The organism is Nocardioides sp. NPDC051685 (genome assembly GCF_044453405.1).
Taxonomy (GTDB): Bacteria; Actinomycetota; Actinomycetes; order Propionibacteriales; family Nocardioidaceae; genus Nocardioides.
This window is the reverse complement of sequence record NZ_JBITCR010000007.1, coordinates 72,260-96,452: the sequence shown is the minus strand read 5'-3', so window position 1 is coordinate 96,452 and position 24,193 is coordinate 72,260. Positions and strand designations below refer to the sequence as shown.

28 protein-coding genes are annotated in these 24,193 nt (G+C 69.6%); 22 read left to right on the top strand and 6 right to left on the bottom strand.

What is annotated here, in order from left to right:
* The first annotated feature begins 172 nt into the window (after positions 1–172).
* The 8 genes from pgeF to ACIA03_RS20385 all read left to right on the top strand — a co-directional run bounded on the left by pgeF (position 173) and on the right by ACIA03_RS20385 (position 5,943).
* Entirely contained in the window at positions 173–883 is a 711-nt protein-coding gene (gene pgeF, locus ACIA03_RS20420) for a peptidoglycan editing factor PgeF (RefSeq protein WP_396985851.1), read from the top strand.
* Positions 883–1,587 carry a YggS family pyridoxal phosphate-dependent enzyme gene (locus ACIA03_RS20415; RefSeq protein WP_396985849.1) on the top strand — a complete coding sequence of 235 codons (705 nt, stop codon included), beginning with the start codon at positions 883–885 and terminating at the stop codon, positions 1,585–1,587. Before pgeF ends, ACIA03_RS20415 begins: the two co-directional genes overlap by 1 nt.
* 39 nt (positions 1,588–1,626) lie before the next feature.
* A complete protein-coding gene (locus tag ACIA03_RS20410) occupies positions 1,627–2,112 on the top strand; it encodes a cell division protein SepF (protein ID WP_396985847.1) in 486 nt (161 codons plus the stop codon).
* Positions 2,113–2,264: 152 nt separating this feature from the next.
* Positions 2,265–3,032 (top strand): DivIVA domain-containing protein, encoded by a 768-nt coding sequence (locus ACIA03_RS20405; protein ID WP_229788310.1) that lies wholly within the window; start codon positions 2,265–2,267, stop codon positions 3,030–3,032.
* 539 nt (positions 3,033–3,571) lie between these two features.
* Positions 3,572–4,000, top strand: a complete 429-nt coding sequence (locus ACIA03_RS20400; RefSeq protein ID WP_350827449.1) for a TraR/DksA family transcriptional regulator — start codon at positions 3,572–3,574, stop codon at positions 3,998–4,000.
* A complete protein-coding gene (lspA, locus tag ACIA03_RS20395; protein WP_396985844.1) occupies positions 3,973–4,560 on the top strand; it encodes a signal peptidase II in 588 nt (195 codons plus the stop codon). Before ACIA03_RS20400 ends, lspA begins: the two co-directional genes overlap by 28 nt.
* On the top strand, positions 4,557–5,498 hold the full coding sequence (locus tag ACIA03_RS20390; RefSeq protein ID WP_396985842.1) for an RluA family pseudouridine synthase: 942 nt from the start codon (positions 4,557–4,559) through the stop codon (positions 5,496–5,498). Before lspA ends, ACIA03_RS20390 begins: the two co-directional genes overlap by 4 nt.
* Complete coding sequence (locus ACIA03_RS20385; protein WP_396985840.1) at positions 5,476–5,943, top strand: GNAT family N-acetyltransferase; 468 nt, start codon at positions 5,476–5,478, stop codon at positions 5,941–5,943. The genes ACIA03_RS20390 and ACIA03_RS20385 overlap by 23 nt, the downstream gene beginning before the upstream one ends.
* 9 nt (positions 5,944–5,952) lie before the next feature.
* On the opposite strand, the gene mmuM is transcribed toward ACIA03_RS20385, so the two are convergent.
* Complete coding sequence (gene mmuM, locus ACIA03_RS20380) at positions 5,953–6,816, bottom strand: homocysteine S-methyltransferase (RefSeq protein ID WP_396985837.1); 864 nt, start codon at positions 6,814–6,816, stop codon at positions 5,953–5,955.
* 141 nt (positions 6,817–6,957) lie between these two features.
* On the opposite strand from mmuM, the gene dnaE reads away from it, so the two are divergent.
* The 3 genes from dnaE to ACIA03_RS20365 all read left to right on the top strand — a co-directional run bounded on the left by dnaE (position 6,958) and on the right by ACIA03_RS20365 (position 12,749).
* Positions 6,958–10,542 carry a DNA polymerase III subunit alpha gene (dnaE, locus tag ACIA03_RS20375; RefSeq protein WP_396985834.1) on the top strand — a complete coding sequence of 1,195 codons (3,585 nt, stop codon included), beginning with the start codon at positions 6,958–6,960 and terminating at the stop codon, positions 10,540–10,542.
* The gene (locus ACIA03_RS20370; protein ID WP_396985832.1) at positions 10,527–11,141 is read left to right on the top strand and encodes a hypothetical protein; all 615 of its coding nucleotides are present in this window, start codon (positions 10,527–10,529) and stop codon (positions 11,139–11,141) included. Before dnaE ends, ACIA03_RS20370 begins: the two co-directional genes overlap by 16 nt.
* A gap of 90 nt (positions 11,142–11,231) precedes the next feature.
* Positions 11,232–12,749, top strand: coding sequence for a hypothetical protein (locus ACIA03_RS20365; RefSeq protein ID WP_396985830.1), 1,518 nt, complete (start codon positions 11,232–11,234; stop codon positions 12,747–12,749).
* Between the two features lie 44 nt (positions 12,750–12,793).
* On the opposite strand, the gene ybaK is transcribed toward ACIA03_RS20365, so the two are convergent.
* From ybaK to ACIA03_RS20340, 5 genes are all read right to left on the bottom strand, one after another.
* The gene (gene ybaK / locus ACIA03_RS20360; RefSeq protein WP_396985828.1) at positions 12,794–13,282 is read right to left on the bottom strand and encodes a Cys-tRNA(Pro) deacylase; all 489 of its coding nucleotides are present in this window, start codon (positions 13,280–13,282) and stop codon (positions 12,794–12,796) included.
* Between the two features lie 80 nt (positions 13,283–13,362).
* Positions 13,363–14,058 (bottom strand): hypothetical protein, encoded by a 696-nt coding sequence (locus ACIA03_RS20355; RefSeq protein ID WP_396985826.1) that lies wholly within the window; start codon positions 14,056–14,058, stop codon positions 13,363–13,365.
* Positions 14,058–14,564: a flavodoxin domain-containing protein gene (locus tag ACIA03_RS20350; protein WP_396985824.1), complete on the bottom strand. Its 507-nt coding sequence runs from the start codon at positions 14,562–14,564 to the stop codon at positions 14,058–14,060. The genes ACIA03_RS20355 and ACIA03_RS20350 overlap by 1 nt, the downstream gene beginning before the upstream one ends.
* A gap of 99 nt (positions 14,565–14,663) precedes the next feature.
* Entirely contained in the window at positions 14,664–15,326 is a 663-nt protein-coding gene (locus ACIA03_RS20345) for an LON peptidase substrate-binding domain-containing protein (RefSeq protein WP_396985822.1), read from the bottom strand.
* A gap of 70 nt (positions 15,327–15,396) precedes the next feature.
* A complete protein-coding gene (locus ACIA03_RS20340) occupies positions 15,397–16,131 on the bottom strand; it encodes a hypothetical protein (RefSeq protein ID WP_396985820.1) in 735 nt (244 codons plus the stop codon).
* Between the two features lie 126 nt (positions 16,132–16,257).
* On the opposite strand from ACIA03_RS20340, the gene hisD reads away from it, so the two are divergent.
* The 11 genes from hisD to hisF all read left to right on the top strand — a co-directional run bounded on the left by hisD (position 16,258) and on the right by hisF (position 24,187).
* Positions 16,258–17,589, top strand: a complete 1,332-nt coding sequence (hisD, locus tag ACIA03_RS20335; protein ID WP_396985818.1) for a histidinol dehydrogenase — start codon at positions 16,258–16,260, stop codon at positions 17,587–17,589.
* Positions 17,586–18,683, top strand: coding sequence for a histidinol-phosphate transaminase (locus ACIA03_RS20330; RefSeq protein ID WP_396985816.1), 1,098 nt, complete (start codon positions 17,586–17,588; stop codon positions 18,681–18,683). Before hisD ends, ACIA03_RS20330 begins: the two co-directional genes overlap by 4 nt.
* On the top strand, positions 18,680–19,294 hold the full coding sequence (gene hisB / locus ACIA03_RS20325; protein WP_396985813.1) for an imidazoleglycerol-phosphate dehydratase HisB: 615 nt from the start codon (positions 18,680–18,682) through the stop codon (positions 19,292–19,294). Before ACIA03_RS20330 ends, hisB begins: the two co-directional genes overlap by 4 nt.
* On the top strand, positions 19,291–19,935 hold the full coding sequence (gene hisH, locus ACIA03_RS20320; RefSeq protein ID WP_396985811.1) for an imidazole glycerol phosphate synthase subunit HisH: 645 nt from the start codon (positions 19,291–19,293) through the stop codon (positions 19,933–19,935). The genes hisB and hisH overlap by 4 nt, the downstream gene beginning before the upstream one ends.
* The gene (locus tag ACIA03_RS20315; RefSeq protein ID WP_396985809.1) at positions 19,936–20,268 is read left to right on the top strand and encodes a hypothetical protein; all 333 of its coding nucleotides are present in this window, start codon (positions 19,936–19,938) and stop codon (positions 20,266–20,268) included.
* Between the two features lie 28 nt (positions 20,269–20,296).
* Complete coding sequence (locus ACIA03_RS20310) at positions 20,297–20,623, top strand: DUF664 domain-containing protein (RefSeq protein ID WP_396985807.1); 327 nt, start codon at positions 20,297–20,299, stop codon at positions 20,621–20,623.
* Between the two features lie 16 nt (positions 20,624–20,639).
* Positions 20,640–21,302: an isochorismatase family protein gene (locus ACIA03_RS20305; RefSeq protein ID WP_396985805.1), complete on the top strand. Its 663-nt coding sequence runs from the start codon at positions 20,640–20,642 to the stop codon at positions 21,300–21,302.
* A gap of 1 nt (position 21,303) precedes the next feature.
* The gene (locus ACIA03_RS20300; protein ID WP_396985803.1) at positions 21,304–21,774 is read left to right on the top strand and encodes an SRPBCC family protein; all 471 of its coding nucleotides are present in this window, start codon (positions 21,304–21,306) and stop codon (positions 21,772–21,774) included.
* Between the two features lie 28 nt (positions 21,775–21,802).
* Positions 21,803–22,522 (top strand): VOC family protein, encoded by a 720-nt coding sequence (locus ACIA03_RS20295; RefSeq protein ID WP_396985801.1) that lies wholly within the window; start codon positions 21,803–21,805, stop codon positions 22,520–22,522.
* A gap of 157 nt (positions 22,523–22,679) precedes the next feature.
* Complete coding sequence (gene priA, locus ACIA03_RS20290) at positions 22,680–23,429, top strand: bifunctional 1-(5-phosphoribosyl)-5-((5-phosphoribosylamino)methylideneamino)imidazole-4-carboxamide isomerase/phosphoribosylanthranilate isomerase PriA (RefSeq protein WP_396985799.1); 750 nt, start codon at positions 22,680–22,682, stop codon at positions 23,427–23,429.
* Positions 23,426–24,187 (top strand): imidazole glycerol phosphate synthase subunit HisF, encoded by a 762-nt coding sequence (gene hisF, locus ACIA03_RS20285; protein WP_396985796.1) that lies wholly within the window; start codon positions 23,426–23,428, stop codon positions 24,185–24,187. The genes priA and hisF overlap by 4 nt, the downstream gene beginning before the upstream one ends.
* The last annotated feature ends 6 nt before the right edge of the window (positions 24,188–24,193 follow it).

Genomic DNA, 24,193 nt, shown 5'->3' with positions numbered 1-24,193 from the left:
GGAGGCCCCCGCTGCTCCGGCCAAGCCCGCCAAGCCTGCTCCCGCGGCGCCGTCGACGCCGCCGCCGGCGACCCCGGCCGAGCCCGCTCCGGTCGCCAAGAAGCCCGCCCCCAGCGTGCAGTTCAGCGATGATGAGCTCGACGTTCCCGACTTCTTGAAGTAAGGCCCCCGCTTGTATTCCTTCCGAGCCTCAGCAGGCCTCGTCGACCTGGCGTTCACCGACAGGTACGGCGGGGTCAGCCCTGTTCCGTACGCCGAGCTCAACCTGGCGGTCAACGGCTCGGACTCGGCGGAGGCGAAGGCCGAGAACCACCGGCTGCTGCTGGCCGACTTCGCCGGCGGCGCTCCCTTCGCGGACCTCTACCAGGTCCATGGCAACGCGGTCGTCGACGCGGAGTGCGGCACTCGCCCCGAGGCGGACGGGATCGTCACCACGGAGCGTGACCTGGTGCTGCTGGTCCGCACCGCCGACTGCGTACCCGTGCTGTTCGCGGACGAGGCCGCCGGGGTCATCGGCGCCGCCCATGCCGGACGCAAGGGGATGGCGGTCGGGGTCGTGCCCGCGACGATCGCCCGGATGCGCGCTCTCGGCGCGACCCGGATCACCGCCTGGGTGGGACCGCACGTGTGCGGCAAGTGCTACGAGGTGCCTGCCGAGATGCAGGAGGAGATCGCCGCGGTCGAGCCGGCCACGCGCGCCACCACGAGCTGGGGCACCCCCAGCCTCGACGTCGGCGCCGGCGTGCTCGCCCAGCTGGCCCGCGAGGGTGTCGAGACGGTCGACGCCAGCCGCTGCACCCGCGAGTCCGAGGACCTCTACTCCTACCGCCGTGACGGCGCCGGCATGTCGCTGGGCGCCCTGATCCGGCTGCGTGGTGCCTGATGGCGACCAGTCGCGCCGACGAGATCGCCGCGGGGCTCGCCGAGACCCGCGAGCGGATCGCGATGGCGGCCAAGGCCGCCGGGCGCCCGGCCGAGGACGTCCACCTGGTCGTGGTCACCAAGTTCTTCCCGGCCTCCGACGTACGCATCCTGGCCGGCCTCGGCGTCACCGACGTCGGCGAGAACCGCCACCAGGAGGCGGCGGCCAAGGCGGCCGAGTGCGCCGACCTCGGGCTGCGCTGGCACTACATCGGCGGGCTCCAGTCCAACAAGGCGGCGGCCGTGGCGGCCTACGCCGACGTGGTCGAGTCGGTCGACCGCTCCTCGCTGCTGCCCCGGCTCAGCCGCGGTGCGGGGGAGCGCGGCCAGATCCTCGACGTGCTCCTGCAGGTCTCCCTCGATCCGCCCGGACGAGAGGGCCGTGCCGGGGCGGATCCCGGTGACGTACGCGACCTCGCCGCTGCGGTCATGGAGACCGACGGTCTCCGGCTGCGGGGCCTGATGGCGGTCGCTCCTCTGGGTGAGGATCCGGAGCCGGCCTTCGTCCGGCTGGCGCGGATCCGGGAGGACTTCCTGGTCGAATATCCCGACGCGACGGTGCTGTCGGCGGGGATGAGCGGCGACCTGGAGCAGGCGATTGTCCATGGCGCGACACACGTACGTGTCGGGTCTGCGGTCCTCGGACAGAGGCCAACTGTCAAGTAATGTCTCGGACAGCAATACTTTGGGGAAGGTGGGACACACATGAGCGGCGCGATGCGCAGGTTCGGTGAATACCTCGGCCTGCTCGAGGACACCGGCTATGACGACGACGTCTACGAGGGTGACGACGACGAGACCCGCTCCCACGAGCCCGTCAAGGCGCCGGTGCGGTCGAAGCAGTCACGCCCGGCTCCGGTGGCTGACCTTTCCGAGCGGCGACGAGCAACGGTGGTGCCCGCGGTGACAGAGCTTTCCAAGATCATCACGCTGACCCCGACGTCCTACAACGAAGCGCGTCAGATCGGCGAGAACTACCGCGAAGGTACGCCGGTGATCATGAACCTCACCGAGATGAACGATCCGGACGCGAAGCGGCTCGTCGACTTTGCGGCCGGCCTGATCTTTGCTACCTATGGGAACATCGAGAGGGTCACCAACAAGGTGTTTCTTATCTCACCTGCGAACGTTTCGGTCACGGCTGAGGCCAAGCAGAGGATCGTTGAGGGCGGCTTCTTCAACCAGAGCTGAGGCCTTCGACACCTGCTCGTAGGTGCCTTGATGCGGTCCGCATCTGGCATGTCTACGGACAGGCGCTAGAGTTTCGACAGCATTACCTGATGCCGCCCCCCGGCGGTGCAGTCCGTACGTCTGAGTCAACCGAGTAATGAATGGGTGAGGTCATGCCGCTGACGCCAGAGGACGTGAGCAACAAGCGCTTTACTCCCGTCCGGCTCCGCGAGGGCTACGACATGGGCGAGGTGGACCAGTTCCTCGACGAGGTCGAGGCCGAACTGGCACGTCTCACCCGGGAGAACGACGACCTTCGCGGGAAGTTGGCATCTGCGCAGTCGGGTGGGGGTCCGTCCTTCCCGATGGCTCCCGAGCCGCCTGCTCCCGAGCCGATGCCGGCTCCTGAGCCGGTCTCGCACCAGATGCCGATGTACCAGGAGGCACCGCAGACCGGCGGCATCGAGACGATCCGGGTCGAGACCGTGCCGGAGGCGTCCAACGCCGCCGCGCGCCTGCTCGAGCTGGCCACGCGCAACCACGACGCGCTCATCGACACGGCCAAGAACGACGCCGACAAGATCGTCGGTGAGGCCCGGACCAAGGCCGAGCGCCTCGAGGCCGAGTCGAAGTCGAAGGCCGATCGCATGGAGGCGGACGCGCGCACCCGTGCGCAGATGCTCGACAGCGAGACCGCCGAGCGTCGCCAGCAGCTCTTCGGCGAGCTGGAGCGTGAGAAGGACAACCTGACCACCGAGGTCGACACCCTGCGCAACTTCGAGCGTGAATACCGTTCCCGCCTGAAGAGCTACTTCACGCAGCAGCTCGACGCGCTCAACAACTCGGCTGAGTCACAGGCGCCCGTGATGGCCGCCGCCGTCAACGAGTCGGGCCCGGCGCCCAAGCGTCTGCGCTCCATCCTGGGGGAGGACGAGGGCTGAGGAGCGAGGCCGAATGCCGAGCTTGCTCGTGTATTCGCGCCGAGCGACGAAGTCCCGCCGCCGAAGGCGGCCGGGCTGAGGTCCTCGTAGTCAGGCTTCCATCGGCCGGTCCCGCGTCGCGGGGCCGGCCGATGCGCATGTCCGCGCCGTCCGGTGGGTACGGCGAAGGAACGCGTTGTAGCAGGTGAGGCAGGTCCTGTAAGAGGATTGCCCGGTTTTTCCGCGCTGCGGACCAATATCAGTGCAGTTTCGGTGTGTTAGTTGAGCAGAGCGGAATCCCGGGCTACATTCCGGGCACGCACTCCGCACCGACTCGGCGGCGCGAAGTGATGGCAGGAGAAAGGGGACTCCATGTCCGTACCTATGAACGGTCGCGTCGTAGCGGCTGTCGGGCGCGTCCACGTGACGCCGTCCGAGCTTTCTGGGAATACCAGCCTCGCAGTCATGGCTTCCACGTCGGTGGCCGCGGCGAGCGCCTAGCCAAACCTTGACCACCGTGCGGCCCGGGGGGCCGTTTCTCACACCAGAAAGCGAGTGCCGTGCCTAAGAAAGCAACCAAGACTGTCGTCTCTCCTGACCAGCTGAAGGTCAAGGACGGCGAGGACCCGTGGACCAAGGATGAGCTCAACGAGGTCATCGACGAGCTTCACGAGATGAGGGCCCACAGCCTCGAGGTGCTCACCGCTCTCGAGACCGAGCTCTCCGGCCTGATGAAGGACTCCGGCGACGGGGCAGGCCAGGACCAGGCCGACATGGGCGCGACCAGCTTCGAGCGCGACCACGAGCTGACCGTGGTCAACAGCGAGAAGGACAAGCTGGCCCAGATCGAGCGTGTCCTGGGATACCTCGAGGACGGGACGTACGGCATCTGTGAGTCCTGCGGGGAGCCGATCGGCAAGATGCGGCTCATGGCGTTCCCGCGTGCCACACTGTGCATGACATGCAAGCAGCGCGAGGAGCGTCGCTGAGCGACGCACATACCGGTCCTGAGTCCCACGTGCGCCCTGTTCGGTGGGCAGAGTTCGCGGCCGTCGCAGTGTTTCTGCTGGTCATCGACCAGATCACGAAGCTCTGGGCGGTCGCGGCGCTCGTTCCTGGGCAGCCGCAGGAGCTGATCGGCTCGGTGCTGCAGCTCAACATCATCCGCAACCCCGGAGCGGCCTTCTCGACGGGGACCGGGTTCACCTGGTTCTTCACGACGCTCTCGATCGTGGCCACGATCGGTGTGATCTGGTTCGCCCGCCGGGTGCGCCACCGGGGCTGGGCCTTCGCGCTCGGCATCCTGGTCGCCGGCATCAGCGGCAACCTCATCGACCGGCTGCTGCGTGAGCCGGGGTTCTACGTCGGGCACGTGGTCGACTTCCTGCAGCTGCCCAACTGGCCGATCTTCAACGTCGCCGACATGTGCATCAACGTGGCCGCGGTGCTGATCGTGATCCTCTCGTTCAGGGGGATCGGGCTCGACGGGTCGGTCGACGGCAGGTCCAAGGGCGAGCCCGCGGACAGCGCCGAGGGCGAGGCGAAGTGAACTTCGGCCACGCCGACCAGCGCACGCTGCTCGTCCCCGACGGCCTGGAGGGGGAGCGGGTCGATGCCGCGATGGCGCGGCTGTTCGGCCTCTCCCGCACCCGCGCCGCGGAGCTGATCGCCGAGGGTCTGGTGACCGTCGACGGCTCGGCGGTGGCCAAGAGCGACCGGGTCAGCGCCGGGTCGATGCTCGACGCCACGATCCCCTCGCAGGCCGACCCCCTCGAGATCAAGCCCGAGATCGTCGAGGGCATCAAGATCATCTACGACGACGACGCCTTCGTGGTGATCGACAAGCCGGTCGGCGTGGCCGTGCACCCCTCGCCGGGCTGGCAGGGCCAGACGGTCGTCGGCCACCTCGCCGCGGCCGGCTTCCGGATCTCCACGTCGGGGGCCAAGGAACGCGAGGGCATCGTCCAGCGTCTCGACGTCGGCACCTCCGGGGTGATGGTGATCGCCAAGTCCGAGCACGCCTACTCCGTCCTCAAGAACGCGTTCCGGCAGCGTACGGTCGACAAGACCTACCACGCGCTGGTCCAGGGCCACCCGGACCCGCTCGAGGGCACGATCGACGCCCCGATCGGACGCAACCCGAAGTACGACTACAAGTTCGCAGTCCGCGCCGACGGGCGTCATTCGGTGACCCACTACGAGACGCTCGAGGCACATCGGTTCGCCTCGCTGCTCCAGATCCACCTCGAGACCGGGCGCACCCACCAGATCCGCGTCCACATGTCGGCCCTGAAGCACCCCTGCGTCGGCGACCTCACCTACGGGGCCGACCCCGCCCTCGCGCGGCGTGTCGGGGTCGAGCGGCAATGGCTGCACGCGGTGAAGCTCGGCTTCGAGCACCCGGAGACCGGTGAGTACGTCACCTTCGAGTCGACCTACCCCGACGACCTCCAGCACGCGCTCGATGTCATCCGCGACTCCCACTGACGCGGTGCTCCGACCGGCGGTGCCCGAGGACATCGCCGAGATCGTCCGCACCTACATCGAGGCTCGTGCCGCCGCGCCGATGCCGGCACCGATCTACCCCGAGTCGGACATCCGGGAGTGGCTCGCGGTCAAGGTGCTGGCGCCGCAGAAGGGGTCGCAGGTCTGGGTCGCGGAGGTCGCCGGAGCGGTCTCGGCCTTCGCCGCCTTCACCCCGACCTGGCTCGACGACCTCTTCGTCGATCCGCGCGCGCAGGGCACCGGGCTGGGCACCATGCTGCTCGACCTGGTGAAGTCGCTGGCCCCCGACGGCTTCGGCCTCTGGGTCTTCGAGATGAACACCCCCGCGCGCGCCTTCTACGCCCGCCACGGTCTGCGTGAGGTTGAGCGCACCGACGGCTCCGCCAACCAGGAGAAGACCCCCGACGTACGCATGGCCTGGCCCTAGCCGGGTCGGCTACTCACCCTTCAGGTTGGCCATCTCGGCGGCGATGAGGGCGATCTCGCGCGGGCCGACGCGGCAGCAGCCGCCGATGTACGTCGCGCCGGCGCGGGCCCAGGAGAGGGCCTCGCCGGGGCGGAAGTGAGGGGTGCCGGTCCAGGCGCCGTCGGCGTAGGTCTCGCCGGTGTTGGGGTAGACGACGGCCGGCTCGCCGGTGGCGACGGCCAGCTGGATGGCGGCGGGGACGTCGGCCGGGTCGCAGCAGTTGACGCCGACGGCGACCACCGAGCGGATGCCGGCGGCCAGCGCCAGGGCGTCGGCCAGGGGCTGGTCGGCACGGGTGCGGGTGCCGGCGCAGGAGTAGGAGAACCAGACCGGGAGGCCGATGTCGTCGAGGAGGTCGACGAGCACCTCGGCCTCGTCGATGTCCGGGATGGTCTCGACCGCGATGAGGTCGGGGTCCTCGGTCTCGAGCAGCGCCAGCCGGGGCGCGTGGAAGTCACGCAGGACGGCCGCGGAGACGCCGTAGCGGCCGCGGTACTCCGACCCGTCGGCCAGGTAGGCGCCATAGGGTCCGATCGAGGCGGCGACCAGGCGCCCGGGAGCCTCCTCGGCGACCTCGCGGGCGACGCGGACGCTGCGGCGCAGCAGCTCGGTGGCGTACGTCTGGGTCATCCCGGCCTCCACGAAACCGGGCACGCTGGCCTGGTAGCTGGCGGTGGTGGCGACGTCGGCTCCGGCGGCGTAGTAGGCGCGGTGGACGGCGGCGATCTCCGCCGGCGACTCGTCGAGGAGCCGGGCCGTCCACAGTGCGCCCGAGACATCGTGACCGCGTGCTTCCAGCGCGTTGGACAGGCCGCCGTCGAGGATCGTCACCACATCCCCGATGCTACGGCCTGCCGCTGTGAAAACTGTCGGTGGCGCCAGATAGTCTGTAGTCCTTCCCCCAGGTCGTCCGTTGTTGAGCACGGGCTCCTGCGCCCGCTCCATCCGTTCGACCTCGAGGAGGGCTCCACGCCAATGGCGGCCGGCTCCAAGGACTCTTTCGTCCACCTGCACGTCCACACCGAATACTCGATGCTGGACGGCGCCTCGCTCCTCGACGGTCTGTTCAAGCGGACCAGCGAGCTCGAGATGCCGGCGATCGCGATGACCGACCACGGCAACATGCACGGGGCCTACGACTTCTGGAAGAAGGCGAAGGCCCACGACGTCAAGCCGATCATCGGCATCGAGGCCTACATCACGCCCAACACCCCGCGCTCGGAGCGTAAGCGGGTGCGGTGGGGCAAGGGCGATGCGGCGCAGGAGGGCGGCGACGACGTCTCGGGTGGTGGCGCCTACACCCACATGACGATGTGGGCCGAGAACACCGAGGGGATGCACAACCTCTTCCGGCTCTCCTCGCGCTCCAGCCTCGAGGGCTACTACTTCAAGCCGCGGATGGACAAGGAGATCCTCGCCGAGCACTCCAAGGGGATCATCGTCTCCACCGGCTGCCCCTCCGGCGCGATCCAGACCAGGCTGCGGCTGGGCCAGTGGGACGAGGCGCTCAAGGAGGCCGGCGAGCTGCAGGACATCTTCGGCAAGGAGAACGTCTTCCTGGAGCTGATGGACCACGGCATCTCCATCGAGAAGCGGGTCCGCGACGACCTGCTCAAACTCGGCAAGACGATGGGCATCCGCCCGGTCGCGACCAACGACTCCCACTACAACAACCCCGAGGACGCAGCCGCCCACGAGGCGCTGCTGTGCGTCCAGTCGGGCAGCCGGATGACCGAGCCGCCCTACTCCAAGGGCGGCAAGCGGTTCGCGTTCGAGGGCAGCGGCTACTACATCAAGTCCGCCGCCGAGATGCGCGAGCTGTGGGGGCGCCAGGACCTGATCGACGCCTGCGACAACACCCTGCTGATCGCCGAGCGCTGCGACGTCGAGTTCACCGAGTCGACCGGTGGCTACATGGCGCGCGCGGACATCCCCGAGGGCGAGACCGAGGAGTCCTGGCTGCGCAAGGAGACCTGGCGCGGCATCGAGCTCCGCTATCCCGGGGAGAAGCTGACCCAGGAGGTCAAGGACCGCGTCGAGTTCGAGATCGAGGTCATCCTGCAGAAGGGCTACCCGGGCTACTTCCTGGTGGTCGCCGACTTCATCCAGTGGTCGAAGAACAACGGCATCCGGATCGGACCGGGTCGTGGTTCGGGTGCGGGCTCGATCGTGGCGTACGCGTTGAAGATCACCGACCTCGACCCGCTCGAGCACGGACTCTTCTTCGAGCGGTTCCTCAACCCCGAGCGCCCCTCGATGCCCGACTTCGACATCGACTTCGACGACCACCGCCGCGGCGAGACGATCAAGTACGTCATGGAGAAGTACGGCGCGGAGAAGGTCGCCCAGATCGCCACCTTCGGGCGGATCAAGGCCAAGCAGGCGATCAAGGACGCCGCCCGCATCCTCGACCACGGCTTCGCCATCGGCGACCGGATCACCAAGGCGCTGCCGCCCGACGTGATGGGCAAGGGGGTGCCGCTCAAGGAGCTCTTCAACCCCGACCACAAGCGCTACGGCGAGGGTGGCGACTTCCGCGCCCTGCACGACACCGACCCGGACGTGCGCAAGATCTACGAGACCGCGCTCGGCCTCGAGGGCCAGATCCGGCAGACCGGCATCCACGCCGCGGGCGTGATCATGGCCTCCGAGCCGATCATCGACATCGTCCCGCTGATGGAGCCCAAGCAGGACGGCCAGGTCGTCACCCAGTTCGAGTACCCGACCTGTGAGTCGCTCGGCCTGGTCAAGATGGACTTCCTGGGCCTCTCCAACCTCCACACACTCGAGGACGCGCTCGCCAACATCCGGGCCAACCGCGACATCGACCTGGTGCTCGAGGACGTCCCCTTTGACGACAAGCCGACCTACGAGCTGATGCAGCGTGGCGACACGCTCGGCGTCTTCCAGCTCGATGGTGGTGGCATGCGGGCGCTGCTGCGGTCGATGCTGCCCGACCGCTTCGCCGACATCACCGCGGTCTCCGCGCTCTACCGACCGGGCCCGATGGGTGCCGACTCCCACAACAAGTACGCGCACCGCAAGAACGGCCGCGAGCCGATCGTGCCGATCCACCCCGAGCTCGAGGAGCCGCTCGCGGAGGTGCTGGGGGAGACGTACGGCCTGATCGTCTATCAGGAGCAGGTGATGTCGATCGCCCAGGTCCTGGCGGGGTTCTCGCTCGGACAGGCCGACAACCTGCGCCGCGCGATGGGCAAGAAGAAGAAGGCCGAGCTCGACAAGCAGTACGCCGGCTTCCAGGCCGGCATGCTCGAGCGTGGCTACTCCCAGAAGGCGATCGACACGATCTGGGAGATCCTGCTGCCGTTCTCCGACTACGCCTTCAACAAGTCGCACTCGGCGGCCTACGGCGTGGTCACCTACTGGACCGCCTATCTCAAGGCCAACTACCCGACCGAATACATGGCGGCGCTCTTGACCTCGGTCAAGAACGACAAGGACAAGATGGCGATCTACCTCAACGAGTGTCGCCGGATGAAGATCGCGGTGCTGCCGCCCGACGTCAACGAGTCCGCCCACGACTTCACCGCGGTCGGCAGCGACATCCGCTTCGGCCTGACCGCGGTCCGCAACGTCGGTGCCCAGGTGGTCGACGGGATCGTCGAGGCACGCACCGAGAAGGGCCGTTTCGAGGACTTCAACGACTTCCTCGCCAAGGTGCCCGACCGGGTCTGCAACAAGCGCGTGATCGAGTCGCTGATCAAGGCCGGCGCCTTCGACGACATGAAGCACCTGCGCCGCTCGCTGGTGGCGATCCACGAGACCGCGGTGGACCAGTACGTCGACATCAAGCGCAACGAGGCGATCGGCCAGGACTCGCTCTTCGGCGGGCTCGACGAGGCCGACGGTGGCGACTTCGGGATCTCGGTGACCATCCCCGAGATGGACGAGTGGGACAAGATGACCCTGCTCGGACATGAGCGCGAGATGCTCGGCCTCTACGTCTCCGACCATCCGCTGATGGGCCTCGAGCACGTCCTCGCCAACGGCACCGACTGCACCATCGGTCAGCTGATGACCGACGAGTCGCGGCCGCACAACGCCACCGTGACGGTGAGTGGTCTGGTCACGAACGTCAACCGGCGCATCACCAAGAAGGGCGACGCCTGGGCGACGGTGACGCTGGAGGACCTCGAGGGCTCGGTCGAGGTGCTGCTCTTCCCGTCGTCCTACCAGCTGGCCGCGCCGCATCTGGTCGAGGACTCGATCATCCGGGTCAAGGGCCAGCTCTCCCGCGACAAGGACCAGCCCGAGCTGCGTGGCCAGGAGGTCACCGTCCCCGACCTGACCGGTGGTCCCGGTGCCGCCGGGGGACCGGTGGTGATCTCGCTGCCGTCGACGCGGTGCACGCCGCAGGTGATCGCCTCGTTGCGTGACGTACTGACCACCTACCCCGGCGTAGCCGAGGTCAGGCTACGGTTGATGACACGGGACGCGACCCGGGTCATGAAGCTCGATGACCGGCTGCGGGTTGCACCGACTCCCGAGCTGTTCGCCGACCTCAAACACCTACTCGGACCAGGATGCCTGACAATCTGATCGTGCCGCCGCCGCCCGCTCTCCACGAGACCGGTCGCCGCCCCGCCCGCCCCGACCTGTCCCGCCCGGTGCTGGTCCAGGCGGCCATCATCGTGGCCGCCTTCGTGGTCGGCGGTCTGGTCGCCGGTCTGGCCGCGGCGACGCTGTGGACCCCGCCGACCGGGATGGTTCTCGATGGCAAGTGGTACCGGGGGCTCATCTCGATCGACCCGCCCGTCATCGGGCAGAACATCGACCAGGGTGTCTTCGCCGCGACCGGCTGGTTCTCGGTCTGCGCGATCGTGCTCGGCCTGCTGGTCGGGATCGCGGCCGCAGTCTGGCTGATCCGCTCCGAGCTGGTCACCCTCGCCGCGTTGACGGTCGGCGGTGCCATCGGCGGCGGCCTGATGCTGCTGGTCACCTCGCTGCTCTCGCCCGAGGATCCCAACGGGCTCGCCAAGGGAGCCGCCAACGGCACCGTGATCCAGGACAGCTTCCAGCTCGCCTCGCCGTGGCTGGTCCTGCTCGTCCCGGGTTCGGCGATGCTGGCGCTGATGGTGATCTTCCTGATGTGGGCGCCGCGCGAGACCGCCGAGCACCTGGGTCAGCCCGAAAGTTAAATTCGGCGGACAGCCCGCGGACGCTCGACGTAGATTCACCAGGTTGGACGGTCGGCATCGGTGCCGGCCGACAGAGCCTGGAAGTGACTGATGTCCGAAACGACCCCCGGCCAGACGCCGTCTGAGCCGGCCGCAGAGATCCTCGGGCTCGGCGAGGCCCCTGCTGGAAAGAGCAAGAAGCCGCTGATCATCGGTGCGGCAGCCGTCGGGGGCGTTGCCGTGTTGGCTGCCGCCGGCACCCTGACCGCCGTCGCGCTGAGCAATGCCGGCGGCTCCCCGGCAGAGGCGTTCCCCGCCTCGACCGTCGTCTACACCGAGATCGACCTGACCGAGGCCAAGGGTGCGCTGCCGACGCTGCGCAAGCTGCCTTCCCTCGAGAAGGAGCTCGGCCTCGAGAAGGGCGAGGACCCGCGCGAGGCGCTGTTCAGCAACGCCTGCGACGACCTCGACTTCGCGGCCGACGTCGAGCCGTGGATCGGCTACAAGGCCGCGGTCGGCGCAATCCCGACGGACACGGAGCCGGTGCTCGCGTTCGCGCTCCAGGTCACCGACGAGTCCGATGCCGAGGTCGGCCTTCCCAAGCTCGCCGAGTGTGGCGGGTCGGAGTCCGCGTGGGCGGTCAGCGACGGTTGGGCGCTCATCGCGGAGACCGATGACGATCTCGCCGCGATCGAGAAGGCGGTGGCCGACGGCACCTTGGCCGACGACTCCGGCTTCAAGAAGTGGACCGGTGACGTCGGTGGCACCGGGTTCATCACGGCGTACGCCGCCAAGGAGCTGCCCGACGTGATCGCCGACGCGGCCGAGAACGGCGCGTTCGACGAGGCTGGGGGTGACCTCGGCGAGGAGCCGATGGGTGAGATCGCGCCGTTGCCCGACCCGGCAGCCCTGGCCGACACGGTTCGGTCGGCGCTGAAGGACTTCGGTGGTGCGGCCTTCACCGTACGTGCCGAGGAGAACGCCTTCGAGCTCGAGGCCGCCTCGTCGATGGGCGAGCAGGCCGAGTCCGTGGAGGCCGGCACCATCGCCGGCACGCTGCCGAAGGACACCACCGCGGTGATCGCGGCCAACCCGGCCGACGGCTGGCTCACGACCGGTCTGGCCGGCAGCGGCGCGGAGGACCAGTTCACGCAGATGCTCGGGATGACCCCCGGTGACCTCGAGAAGCTCCTCGGTGACAGCTTCGCGCTCGCGGCCGGCGAGATCGACCTGAGCGCTCCGGACTCCCTGGACCTCGGGATCAAGCTCGACGGGTCCGACACCGCCGCTGTCGAGAAGCTCGTCGGCGACCTCACGGCCGGGTTCGGTGCGGAGGGCATCGTCAGCGTCGACAGCGAGGGCGACGTGACCTCCGTCGGGATGGGGGACTACGGCAAGGACCTGCTCGCCGACGGTGGCCTGGCGGAGACCGAGAAGTTCAAGAACGCGGTCCCGCACGCCGATGACGCCTCCGCGGTGGTCTACGTCGACTTCGACGGCCTCGACAAGGTGGTCACCGCCGAGGCTCCCGAGGCCGCGGACGACATCGAGGCGCTCGGACAGCTCGGCTTCAGCGCGTACCTCGACGGCGACACCTCCCGGGCCCTGGCCCGCATCACCGTCGACTGACCTCACGCCGAGTCGGCTCGTCATGACGAGCCGACTCGGGGGGTTTACTTTGCGATCGGGGCGGTGGTGGCGTCGGTGATCTTGATGAGGTCCGTCGGCGCGAGCTCGATGTCGAGGCCGCGGCGGCCGCCGGAGACGTAGACGGTCTCGTACGTCATGGCCGACTCGTCCAGGACGGTCGGATGCGGACGCTTCTGGCCGACGGGCGAGATGCCGCCGGCGACGTAGCCGGTGGCTCGTTCGGCCGCGGTCACCTCGGCCATCTGCGCCTTCGAGCCGCCCAGCGCCCGGGCCAGCGCCTTCAGGTCGAGCTGGCCGGTGACGGGGACGATGCCGACGACGAGCTTTCCGTCCAGGGAGGCCATCAGGGTCTTGAAGACCTGCTTCGGTTCGACGCCGAGGGCCTCGGCGGCCTCCAGGCCGTAGGACTCGGCCCGCGGGTCGTGCTGGTAGGGGTGCAGGGTGTAGCCGATGCCGGCGCGGGTGAGGGCCACGGTCGCAGGAGTGCCGCCAGAGCCTGTCTTCTTCGCCACGGTCGCCAACCTAGCAATCTGCTCAGCGCTGCACGCGCAACGCCACCTCCGCATGAAGGCCGGCCGCAGGGTCCCTTGGATCAGGTGGCAGAGCCGGCACGCTCCGGGTGGACGCGTTCGGCACGCTCCTTGATCCCGAGCAGCATCTTCCGGGTCATCACGAAGCTGACCTGGCCCAGCGGCGCCAGCAGGACGCGGGCCGAGGTGGAACCGTGGCCGACCCGCTCGCGGATGAGCAGCCGGGTGCGTCCGTGCGGCTCCGGAAGCAGCGCGAAGATCCAGGCGAACTCCCAGTCCAGGACCGGCCCGATCCCCGGCGCGGCCGGGTCGCGCCGGCTCACCGGACGGCCGGTGCTCACGTCGGCCAGGCGAAGGACGAGGGCCTCGCCGGGCACCAGGTCGACCACCGTCCAGCCGCCGGTTCGGCCGCGGTCGGCGTAGACCGTGTCGCCGACGCTCAGCTGCTGCCAGGCCGGCTCGATGCGGTCGGCGTTTCGGATGTGTAGCCCGATCAGGTTCTCCGCCCAGGCGTAGCTGTAGAAGCCGGCCCTGTCCGCGCCGATCTGCACCAACCAGGGCCATACCTCTTCAGGGGCCGCGTCGATCGTGATCGCACGGGTCACCGTGGTCGCCGGCTCGGCGACCTGATCGTCGCCGGGCAGGTCCATCGCCTTCTCCTCCGGCCGAGCTCCCCAGGACTCCTGCCAGGGCTTCACCAGGCGTTCGTACGCCGCCAGCCCCGCGAGAGCCGCGACGAGAAGAACACCGGTGCGCATCACGAGTCCTGGCTCGACCGCGCCAGGCGCGCGCCCCAGGCGCGTGCCCGCTCGGTCTCCCCGTCGAGGAGCGGGCCCTTCTCCTCGCTCACCCAGAACGACTCGACCTCGTCGGCCCGGGGAAGGTCGTGCCGGCGTAGCTTGCGTCGGGCGGTCTTGGCCGCCGAGCCGGGCCAGTGGCGCATCGACTCGATCCGGGTGTCGAAGGTCGCCGTCCGTCCCGCGCTCGCCCGGGCCCCCTCGATCCACTCCCGGATCCCCGTCCGCGCGTGCTTCTCGTCCGCGCCGTGCTCGACCGCCGAGGCCCGCGACCGTGGCCGGCTCAACGAAGCCACATGTGTCGGCCCGCCGACGACCAGAAGGTCGCACTCCGGCCCGTCCTCGGGCGCGTCGGTCACGTCGATCACCTCGGTCTCCGCGCCCGCGTCCCGCAGGCCCCGGCCGATCTCGTGAGCGATCGTCGCGGTGTTGCCGTACATCGACTCGTACAGAACCACTGCCTTCATCATCCGCCTCCTCGGTCTCGCTCCCGATGCTTCTCCGCCGGGAGCGGCCGTGGGCAGGGTCACCGGCCCCAGGCGGTGGGACCAAGGTCAGATCCGCGGTTAGTTGGGCGACCACTTCGTGCGGGCGACCTCGGTGGCGGGCAGCGAGGGGATCACGTTCATCGCCTTGAGCTCGGCCCGGAGCAGGTCGGTGGCCATGCCGAGGCGTACGCCGGCGTCGGGTGCCTCCAGAAGCGCCTGCCGGTCGGGCATCGGCAGGGGAGTGGTGGCCGAGATCGTCCAGGAGAGGAACTCCGGGTCCTTGGGGAGCGAGCCTGTGAACGGATCCTCGCGGAACTCCAGCAGCGCAGCGCGGTAGGCGGTGAAGGTCGCCCGTGCGGTGTCGACGACGGCGCCCGGGACGGTCACGTGATCCTCGGGGAGGTCCTCGACGTCGGCGACGGGGAAGTCGCCTGAGCTGACCAGGCTGTCCATCCGGATCCGGTCCACGGCGAGCACCTCGAGGTCGAAGGAGCCGTCGTTGTGCCGCTCCACCTCGGTGATCAGCAGCTTCACCCCGACGCGGTAGAGCGACTGGGCGCCGGTCTCGCCGACCTCGTAGCCCTCGCGGATCGCGACCGAGCCGAAGTGGCGGTCCTCCTCTTCCTGGCGCAGCAGGTGGTGCACCATCGCGCGGTAGCGGTCCTCGAAGACGCGCAGCGGGAGTGTCACGCCGGGAAACAGGACCGCGTTGAGCGGAAACATCGGAAGTCGGTCGGTCACGGAAACCAACCTATGGGGCCGCGGCCGTGTGCGCCCGCGAACCCCACGGTATGGGGACCGTTCCGAGGGGTCAGGAGTCGTACGCCGCCCGGTCGATCTTGGTGTGGTAGCGCTGTCCGGTGGCCGAGCCGAGGAGTGCCCCGACGAGCATCACGACCAGGAGCACCACGCCGGCGATCACGGCGCCCAGACCGAGCTGGTCGCTGCTCAGACCCACGTTGGGCAGGTCGATCCGCTGCACGATGTCGTAGCTCGAGCCGAACAGGGCACCGGCGACGGCTGCGATGATCATCACCACGATGGCCACGACCCACACGCCCAGGCCCTGACGCCGGGCGTCGAAGCGGGACATCCGGGCGGCGACGTACCCTCCGGCGTAATAGCCGATGAACGTCACCACGGCGAGCGTGATCGCGGCCGCGATGCCGGCCGAGTCGGCCATCGACTCCAGGTCTGTCCGGGTCAGGTTCTGGTCGACGCCGACCGCGGAGGCGACGGCGCTGATGATGGCTGCGAGCAGGACGGTGACGGCGACCGCGACGAGCCAGCCGAAGAAGCAGGCTCCCCAGCTGATGCCGCCGTAGGTGTCGTGCAGCGCGGCTCGGCGACTGTCCTCGGCGTGGCGGTAGTGCTCGACGTCGGCTGCGTCGGGATGAGCGTGCGGCTGGCTGATCTGGTCGTCGTGGCCGACGACCGCCGGACCGCCGGGATAGGGATCACGCGTCTCGGCGTGGTCCACGTCGGTCTCGGGGTAAATCTCGGTGGCGTGCTTGTCCTCACGGTGGAAAAGTCCAGGGCGTGCCATGGCGATCCTCCTTTGGTGGGTCACTCCTCCGGGTACCCGGATCGGGGCTCCGTATGCGCTGCCCGGCCGCGTCCACGTGGCGTCGGTAGATCGGCTCAGCGGCCCGTCGACTCGTAGACTTGCGGCATGATCCGCCGCATCGACCTGAGGGGTGCCGACACAGGCACCGCTGCAACCGTCTCGGGCTCCGCTTCGACCATCGACTACCGCGCCGCCGTCCCGCGCGCCGAGTTCGACATCGACGCGGCCACTCATGCGGTGCAGCCGATCATCGACGCGGTCCGCGAGCGCGGACAGGAGGCGATCGCCGAGTTCTCCGAGAAGTTCGACGGCGTACGCGTCGACGACATCCGGGTCCCGGCCGCGGCTCTGACCAAGGCCCTCGACGAGCTGGACCCGGCCATCCGGGCCGGGCTCGAGGAGTCGATCGCGCGGCTGCGTACGACCTGTGCCGCCGAGCTCGAGGAGGACGCGGTCACCGACCTGGCGCCCGGTGCCCGGGTGACGCACCGCAAGGTGCCGGTGGGGCGCGTGGGGCTCTACGTGCCCGGTGGCCTGGCTCCGCTGGTCTCCTCGGTGCTGATGAACGTCGTCCCGGCTCAGGTCGCCGGGGTGCCCTCGATCGCGCTCGCCTCGCCGCCTCAGAAGGAGTTCGGGGGGCTTCCGCAGCCCACCATCCTGGCCGCGTGTGCGCTGCTGGGTGTGGATGAGGTCTATGCCGTCGGTGGTGCCCAGGCGATCGCGATGTTCGCCTACGGGGTCGACCCGTGCGAGCGCGTCGACATGGTGACCGGTCCCGGCAACATCTACGTCGTCACCGCGAAGCGCCTGCTCAAGGGGCAGGTCGGGATCGACTCCGAGGCCGGCCCGACCGAGATCGCGATCCTCGCCGACGAGACCGCCGAGGCCGCCTACGTCGCCGCCGACCTGATCTCCCAGGCCGAGCACGACCCCCTCGCGGCCTCGGTGCTGGTCACCGACTCCGAGACGCTCGCCGCCGACGTGGAGGCCGAGCTCGAGAAGCAGGTCGCCGCGACCAAGCACGTCGAGCGGATCCGTACGTCGCTGACCGGCGCCCAGTCGGGCATCGTGCTCGTCGACGACATCGACCAGGGTGTCGACGTCGTGAACGCCTACGCCGCCGAGCACCTCGAGATCCACACCGCGGACGCCGCCCGGGTCGCCGGCCGGATCCGCAACGCCGGCGCGATCTTCGTCGGCTCCTACGCCCCCGTGTCGCTGGGCGACTACTGCGCCGGATCCAACCACGTCCTGCCCACCGGTGGCTGCGCCTGCCACTCCTCGGGTCTCTCGGTGCGCGCCTTCACCAAGTCCATCCACGTCATCGACTACTCCCGCGAGGGGCTGGCGGCGGTCAAGGACCACGTGGTCACGCTCGCCGAGGCCGAGGACCTGCCGGGCCACGGCGCGGCCGTGTCGGTGAGGTTCACGTCGTGAGCTGGCCGCCGATCCGTGCCGAGCTCGCCGGGATCGAGCCCTACGGCGCCCCGCAGCTGGACGTCCCGGTCCAGCTCAACGTCAACGAGAACCCCTACCAGCCCTCCGCCGAGACGGTCGCCGACATCGCGGCGAGCGTCGGGGCCGCGGCGCGCACGCTCAACCGCTATCCCGACCGCGAGTTCGTCGCGCTGCGGGAGGGGCTGGCTGCGTACCTTCGCGCCGATGTGCCGATGGCGCAGATCACGCCGGAGCAGGTGTGGGCGGCCAACGGGTCCAACGAGGTGATGCTGCAGCTGCTGCAGGCCTTCGGTGGTCCGGGGCGCACCGCGATCAGCTTCGCGCCGACCTACTCGATGTATCCCGAGTACGCCCGCGACACCAACACCGAGTGGCTGGTCGGCCACCGCGAGACCGACTTCGCGATCGACCTCGACAAGGCCCGGGCGCTGGTCGAGGAGACCCGGCCCCACGTCGTGCTGCTGCCGAGCCCCAACAATCCGACCGGCACCGCGCTGCCGCAGGAGGCGGTCACCGCGCTGTGCGAGGCGGTCGGCGAGACCGGCGTCGTCGTGGTCGACGAGGCCTATGGAGAGTTCCGGCGGACCGGGGTGCCCTCTGCGCTCGAGCTGCTCGGCCGGCACCGCAACCTGGTCGTCACCCGCACGATGTCGAAGGCGTTCGCCGGAGCCGGGCTGCGGCTCGGCTACCTGGCGGCCGACCCGGCGATCTGTGACGCGATCCGCGTCGTGCGCCTGCCCTACCACCTCTCCGCGGTGACCCAGGCGGCAGCGAGCGCGGCCCTGCGGCACGCGCCGGAGCTGCTGGGCTACGTGGCCTCGCTCCGCGAGGAGCGGGACGCCCTGGTCGACTGGTTGCGCGGGGAAGGCCTCGAGGTGGCCGACTCGGACGCCAACTTCGTCCTCTTCGGGCGCTACGCCGACCGGCACGCGGTCTGGCAGGGGCTGCTCGACCGCGGTGTGCTGATCCGCGAGACCGGGCCCGACGGATGGCTGCGGGTCTCGGTCGGCACCCCGCAGGAGATGGACGCCTTCAAGCAAGCTTTGACCGATGTGAACGGAGCACGCGCATGAGTTCGGCAAGGACCGCCCGCATCGAGCGGGAGACCTCGGAGTCGAAGGTCGTCGTCGAGGTGAACCTCGACGGCACCGGACGGGTCGACGTCTCGACGGGTGTCGGCTTCTACGACCACATGCTGACCGCGTTCGGGCGGCACTCGCTGGTCGACCTGACCGTCCACTCCGAGGGCGACGTGCACATCGACGCCCACCACACCGTCGAGGACACCGCGATCGTGCTCGGCCAGGCGCTGCGCCAGGCGCTGGGCGACAAGAAGGGCATCCGCCGCTACGGCGACGCGACCGTCCCGCTCGACGAGGCGCTCGTACGCTGCGTCGTGGACGTCTCCGGCCGGCCCTACTCGGTCCACACCGGCGAGCCGGAGGGCCAGCAGTACGTCCTGCTCGGCGGCTCCGGGGTGCCCTATCTCGGCTCCCTGACCCAGCACGTCTTCGACTCCATCGCCCACCACGCCCACCTGACGATGCACGTCAACGTGCTCGCCGGGCGCGAGCCGCACCACATCGTGGAGACGCAGTTCAAGGCGTTCGCGCGGGCCTTCCGCGACGCGATCGCCTACGACCCGCGCGAGACCGGGATCCCGTCGACGAAGGGTGCACTGTGAGTGCGCCCTCCGTCGTCGTCCTCGATTACGGCTCCGGCAACGTACGCTCCGCCGTCCGCGCCGTCGAGCGCGCCGGTGCCACGGTCGAGCTGACCGGTGACCTCGACGCCGCGATGGCGGCCGACGGGCTGCTGGTGCCGGGTGTGGGCGCGTTCGAGGCCTGCATGAAGGGCCTGCGGGCGATCCGCGGTGAGCGGATCATCGCCCGGCGGCTCGCCGGCGGCCGTCCGGTGATGGGGATCTGCGTCGGGATGCAGATCCTCTTCGAGACCGGCATCGAGCATGGCGTCGAGACCGAAGGCTGCGGGGAGTGGCCGGGTGTCGTCGAGCGGCTGCAGGCGCCGATCGTGCCGCACATGGGCTGGAACACGCTCGACGTCCCCGCGGGCTCGTCGCTGTTCGCGGGTGTCGAGAAGGAGCGGTTCTACTTCGTGCACTCCTACGGCGTGCGCGACTGGACCCTGGTCACCAACGACCGCACGGTCGCCCCGCTGGTCACCTGGGCCGAGCACGGTGGTGACCGGTTCGTGGCCGCCGTCGAGAACGGTCCGCTGAGTGCGACCCAGTTCCACCCGGAGAAGTCCGGCGACGCCGGCGCTGCGGTGCTGCGCAACTGGGTGAGTTCCCTGAAGGCGGCGTAGGTGGCGCAGACCGGAGCCCGCGCGAAGGCGCGTGCCGAGCGAGAGCGGGTGGCGGCCCGGGCCGCCGAGGAGCGTGCCGCTCGGGCCGCCCGGTCCGCCGATCGCCGCGCGCGGCGGGAGCGGCTCTTCGGCTGGGTTCCGGCTCGCCGGCCCCGGGCGGTCAGCGCGCTCGCGGAGCGCCGGCGGCGCAACGTACGGATCCTGGTCGTCGTCCTTCTCCTCCTCAACGCGCTCGTCTACCTCGTCACCGAGGACGTCGGCACGGTGGTCTTCGCGGCCATCGCGTCGGTGCTGGTCGCGCCTGTGGTCTACACGCTGCTGTTCCGCCGCTGACCCCTCCCAGCACGGCAGGATGGTCGTCGTGATCGACGACTTCGCCAAGGCTCACCTGCACGACAAGCTCCGAGGCGTCCGGGAGGTGTTGGCGTGGAAGCTCGAGGGGCTGCCGGAGGACGACATCCGCCGCCCGCTGACCCCGACCGGCACCAACCTGCTCGGCCTGGTCAAGCACAACGCCCTCTCCGACGCCCGCTACTTCGGTGAGGTCTTCGACCGTACGCCGCCGATCGACCTCCCGCCCTGGGACACCGACGGGTGGTGGGCCGCCGCCACCCGTCACGCCGGCCACGCCGACATCCTCCGCGAGACGATCGACGGCTCGGTCGGCGTCAACCCCGAGACCGCCTGAGGTGCGGGGTCCGAGAGTGCACAGGTGGGCGATCCCCGAGCGTGAGTACGCCCGACAAGAGGCCCGGCGGGGCAGACGCCATGCCTACGAGAGCCTCGACCCGTCCCGGACCGCGCTGCTCGTCGTCGACCTCGTCCCGTTCTTCTTCGAGGCGAACACGACCTGTGCCGAGATCATCCCGAACGTACGTCTCCTCGCCGATGCCCTCCGTGACGCCGGTGGCGCCGTCGCGTGGATCGTGCCGGGCGACCCCGGACCGACGACCTGGGCGCGGGAGTTCCTCGGGGAGGAGGTCGCGGAGATGTTCCGGGGCAGCGGCGGGAGCGGACCGATCGCGAGCCGCCTCGGACCGGGGCTGGAGGCACGCGATGGCGACGTGCTCATCGAGAAGACCGCGACGAGCGCACTGTTTCCGGGCAGCTCGACGCTGCACGACCGGCTTCAGGAGCGCGGCATCGAGAACGTCGTCGTCACCGGCACGCTCACCGAGGTCTGCGTCGCCGGCACGGCGCGCGACGCTGCCACGTTGGGATATCGCACGATCCTGGTCGCCGACGCCACCGCAGGACGCGACGCCGACTCCCACAACGCGACGCTGACCACGGTCTATCGCACCTTCGGCGACGTACGCAGCACCGAAGACGTGCTCGAACTGGTCGCCGCGGGCGTACGGTCATGACATGACCGACTACCAGGTCTCCAGGTCTGCTGTGCTGCCGTGCGACATCGGCCGCGTGCACGCGCTGCTCGACGACTTCCACCAGTGGCCGGCCTGGTCGCCCTGGGAGGAGCTCGATCCGGACATGTCGCGGACCCACTCGGGTGCCGAGTCCGGTGTCGGCGCGCGCTATGCCTGGTCGGGCAACAAGCGCGCTGGGGCCGGCACGATGGAGATCATCGAGTCGCGGCCCGACCATGTCGAGGTCGCGCTGGAGTTCCTGAAGCCGTTCAAGAGCCGAAGCACGGTGAGCTTCGACCTGGCGACCGTGGCCGACGGCACCCGGCTGACCTGGACCCACACCGGGTCGGTGACGGGCGTGATGGGGTTGATGCTCAGGTTCTACTCGATGGAGAAGGCGATCGCTCCCGACATGGAGAAGGGGCTGGCCAAGCTCGCGACCATGGCAGCAGGGCCGAATCCGATTGCGTAGGAATCTCGGCGCGATCTAGGTTGCCGGAATGACACCTCGGCGGTTCGGGATCTGCATCGATGCCAACGACCCGGAGCGGGTCGCGGACTTCTGGGCGGCGGTGCTGGATCGGAAGACCGAGACCAGCGGCGAGGAGATCAGGCTGCTGCCGCGCGCGGACGACGACCTCCGGATCCGGTTCCTGCGCACGGATGCGCCGAAGGTGCTCGCGAACCCGCACCATCTGCATCTGACCAGCGCGCTGGCCGACGACCAGCAGCTGACCGTGGAGCGTCTGATCGGCCTCGGCGCGACCCACCTCGACGTCGGGCAGCTGCCGGACGAGGACCACATCGTGCTCGGCGACCCGGAGGGCAACGAGCTGTGCGTGATCCCGGCGGGCAACAACTGGCTGGCCGGCACCGGGTTCCTCGGCGAGGTCGCTGCCGACGGATCCCGGGAAACCGGGGTGTTCTGGAGCGCGGCGCTCGGCTGGCCGCTGGTCTGGGACCAGGACGGCGAGACCGCGGTCGCGACCCCCTCGGGCAGCGCCAAGGTCGCCTGGGGTGGGCCGCCGCCGGTGCCGCGCGGTCCGCGTGACCGGTTCCGCTTCGACCTGATCGCGCTCGAGGACACCGATCCCGCCGACGAGATCCGACGTCTCGTCGGGCTCGGAGCGACGCTGGTCGCCGAGATCGGCAGCGACGGGCGGTGGGCGAGGATGACCGACCCCGACGCGTACGAGTTCGAGCTGCTGGCGCCCCGCTGAGCGTGTTCCTTGGTCAAGGTATGCAGCCGAACGACCGCTTCCCGTGCGGAGTTCCGCGAGGGATGTGTTCCTTCGCCTGCATACCTTGATGGAGGAACCGTCTCGCACCCGGACCGCGGGGCAGGAGTGGCGGCGTACAGAACATAGGATCGTCCCCATGGGTGACTACCTCGAGCTCCTGCCGGCCGTCGATGTGAAGGGCGGGCAGGCGGTGCAGCTGGTCCAGGGCGTGGACGGGTCGGAGAAGCGGTTCGGCGATCCTTACGAGGCCGCGCTGAGGTGGCAGGAGACCGGCGCCGAGTGGATCCATCTGGTGGACCTCGACGCCGCGTTCGGCCACGGCAACAACCGCGAGATCCTCGCCGGGATCGTCGGCAAGCTCGACATCAAGGTCGAGATGAGCGGTGGCATCCGCGACGACGAGTCCCTCGCGGCCGCGATGGCGACCGGCTGCCGCCGCGTCAACATCGGCACCGCCGCGCTGGAGAACCCGGAGTGGACCCGTGCCGCGATCGCGGAATACGGCGACCGGGTCGCGGTGGGTCTGGACGTACGCGGCCGCACCCTCGCCGCGCGCGGCTGGACCAAGGAGGGCGGCGACCTCTACGAGACCCTTGCTCGCCTGGACGAGGAGGGCTGCGCGCGCTACGTCGTCACCGACGTCAACAAGGACGGCATGCTCCAGGGTCCCAACCTCGACCTGCTCCGCGCGGTCTGCGAGGCCACCGACCGCCCGGTCGTGGCGAGCGGGGGAGTGACCACCATCGACGACATCGAGGCGCTGATGGGCCTGGTGGAGATCGGTGTCGAGGGCGCGATCGCCGGCACGGCGCTCTACACCGGCTCCCTGGACCTCGCCGAGGCGCTCGACCTCACCCTCGGACGGCCACGGGGTGACCAGTCGTGACCCTCTCTGTGCGCGTCATCCCGTGCCTCGACGTCGACGCCGGTCGCGTCGTCAAGGGGATCAACTTCAAGGAGCTGCGCGACGCCGGCGACCCGGTGGAGCTGGCGGCGATCTACGACAAGGAAGGCGCCGACGAGCTCACCTTCCTCGACATCTCCGCCTCCCACGAGGGGCGGGCGACGACCCTCGAGATCGTCACCCGCACCGCTGAGCAGGTCTTCATCCCGCTCACCGTCGGCGGCGGGATCCGCAGCGTCGACGACGTCGACCGGATGCTCCGTGCCGGCGCCGACAAGATCGCGGTCAACACCGCGGCCATCGTCCGTCCCGAGCTGATCGCCGAGATCGCCGACCGGTTCGGCAACCAGGTCCTGGTGCTCTCCGTCGACGCCCGGCGGGCGCCGGGGACCGACTCCGGGTTCGAGGTCACCACCCACGGCGGGCGCAAGTCCGCGGGGATCGACGCGATCGAGTGGGCGGCGAAGGCCGTCGAGCTCGGCGCCGGCGAGATCCTGCTCAACGCGATGGACGCCGACGGCACCGAGGACGGCTTCGACATCGACCTGATCAAGGCCGTACGCAGCGAGGTGACCGTCCCGGTCATCGCCTCCGGTGGCGCCGGGAAGGCCGAGCACTTCCCGCCCGCGGTCGAGGCCGGCGCGGACGCCGTCCTCGCGGCCACGATCTTCCACTTCGGCAAGGTGCGGATCGGCGAGGTCAAGCAGGCGCTCTCCGGCGCCGGCGCGCCGGTTCGCTGACCAAGC

Coding starts and splice junctions, on each gene's coding strand:
- ACIA03_RS20300 (WP_396985803.1), top strand. CDS start 21,304: ATGACCGACTACCAGGTCTCCAGGTCTGCTGTGCTGCCGTGCGACATC.
- ACIA03_RS20410 (WP_396985847.1), top strand. CDS start 1,627: ATGAGCGGCGCGATGCGCAGGTTCGGTGAATACCTCGGCCTGCTCGAG.
- ACIA03_RS20295 (WP_396985801.1), top strand. CDS start 21,803: ATGACACCTCGGCGGTTCGGGATCTGCATCGATGCCAACGACCCGGAG.
- ACIA03_RS20340 (WP_396985820.1), bottom strand. CDS start 16,131: ATGGCACGCCCTGGACTTTTCCACCGTGAGGACAAGCACGCCACCGAG.
- priA (WP_396985799.1), top strand. CDS start 22,680: ATGGGTGACTACCTCGAGCTCCTGCCGGCCGTCGATGTGAAGGGCGGG.
- dnaE (WP_396985834.1), top strand. CDS start 6,958: ATGGCGGCCGGCTCCAAGGACTCTTTCGTCCACCTGCACGTCCACACC.
- hisD (WP_396985818.1), top strand. CDS start 16,258: ATGATCCGCCGCATCGACCTGAGGGGTGCCGACACAGGCACCGCTGCA.
- ACIA03_RS20350 (WP_396985824.1), bottom strand. CDS start 14,564: ATGAAGGCAGTGGTTCTGTACGAGTCGATGTACGGCAACACCGCGACG.
- lspA (WP_396985844.1), top strand. CDS start 3,973: ATGCAAGCAGCGCGAGGAGCGTCGCTGAGCGACGCACATACCGGTCCT.
- hisB (WP_396985813.1), top strand. CDS start 18,680: ATGAGTTCGGCAAGGACCGCCCGCATCGAGCGGGAGACCTCGGAGTCG.
- ACIA03_RS20370 (WP_396985832.1), top strand. CDS start 10,527: ATGCCTGACAATCTGATCGTGCCGCCGCCGCCCGCTCTCCACGAGACC.
- ACIA03_RS20365 (WP_396985830.1), top strand. CDS start 11,232: ATGTCCGAAACGACCCCCGGCCAGACGCCGTCTGAGCCGGCCGCAGAG.
- ACIA03_RS20385 (WP_396985840.1), top strand. CDS start 5,476: ATGTCATCCGCGACTCCCACTGACGCGGTGCTCCGACCGGCGGTGCCC.
- ACIA03_RS20415 (WP_396985849.1), top strand. CDS start 883: ATGGCGACCAGTCGCGCCGACGAGATCGCCGCGGGGCTCGCCGAGACC.
- ACIA03_RS20355 (WP_396985826.1), bottom strand. CDS start 14,058: ATGCGCACCGGTGTTCTTCTCGTCGCGGCTCTCGCGGGGCTGGCGGCG.
- ACIA03_RS20405 (WP_229788310.1), top strand. CDS start 2,265: ATGCCGCTGACGCCAGAGGACGTGAGCAACAAGCGCTTTACTCCCGTC.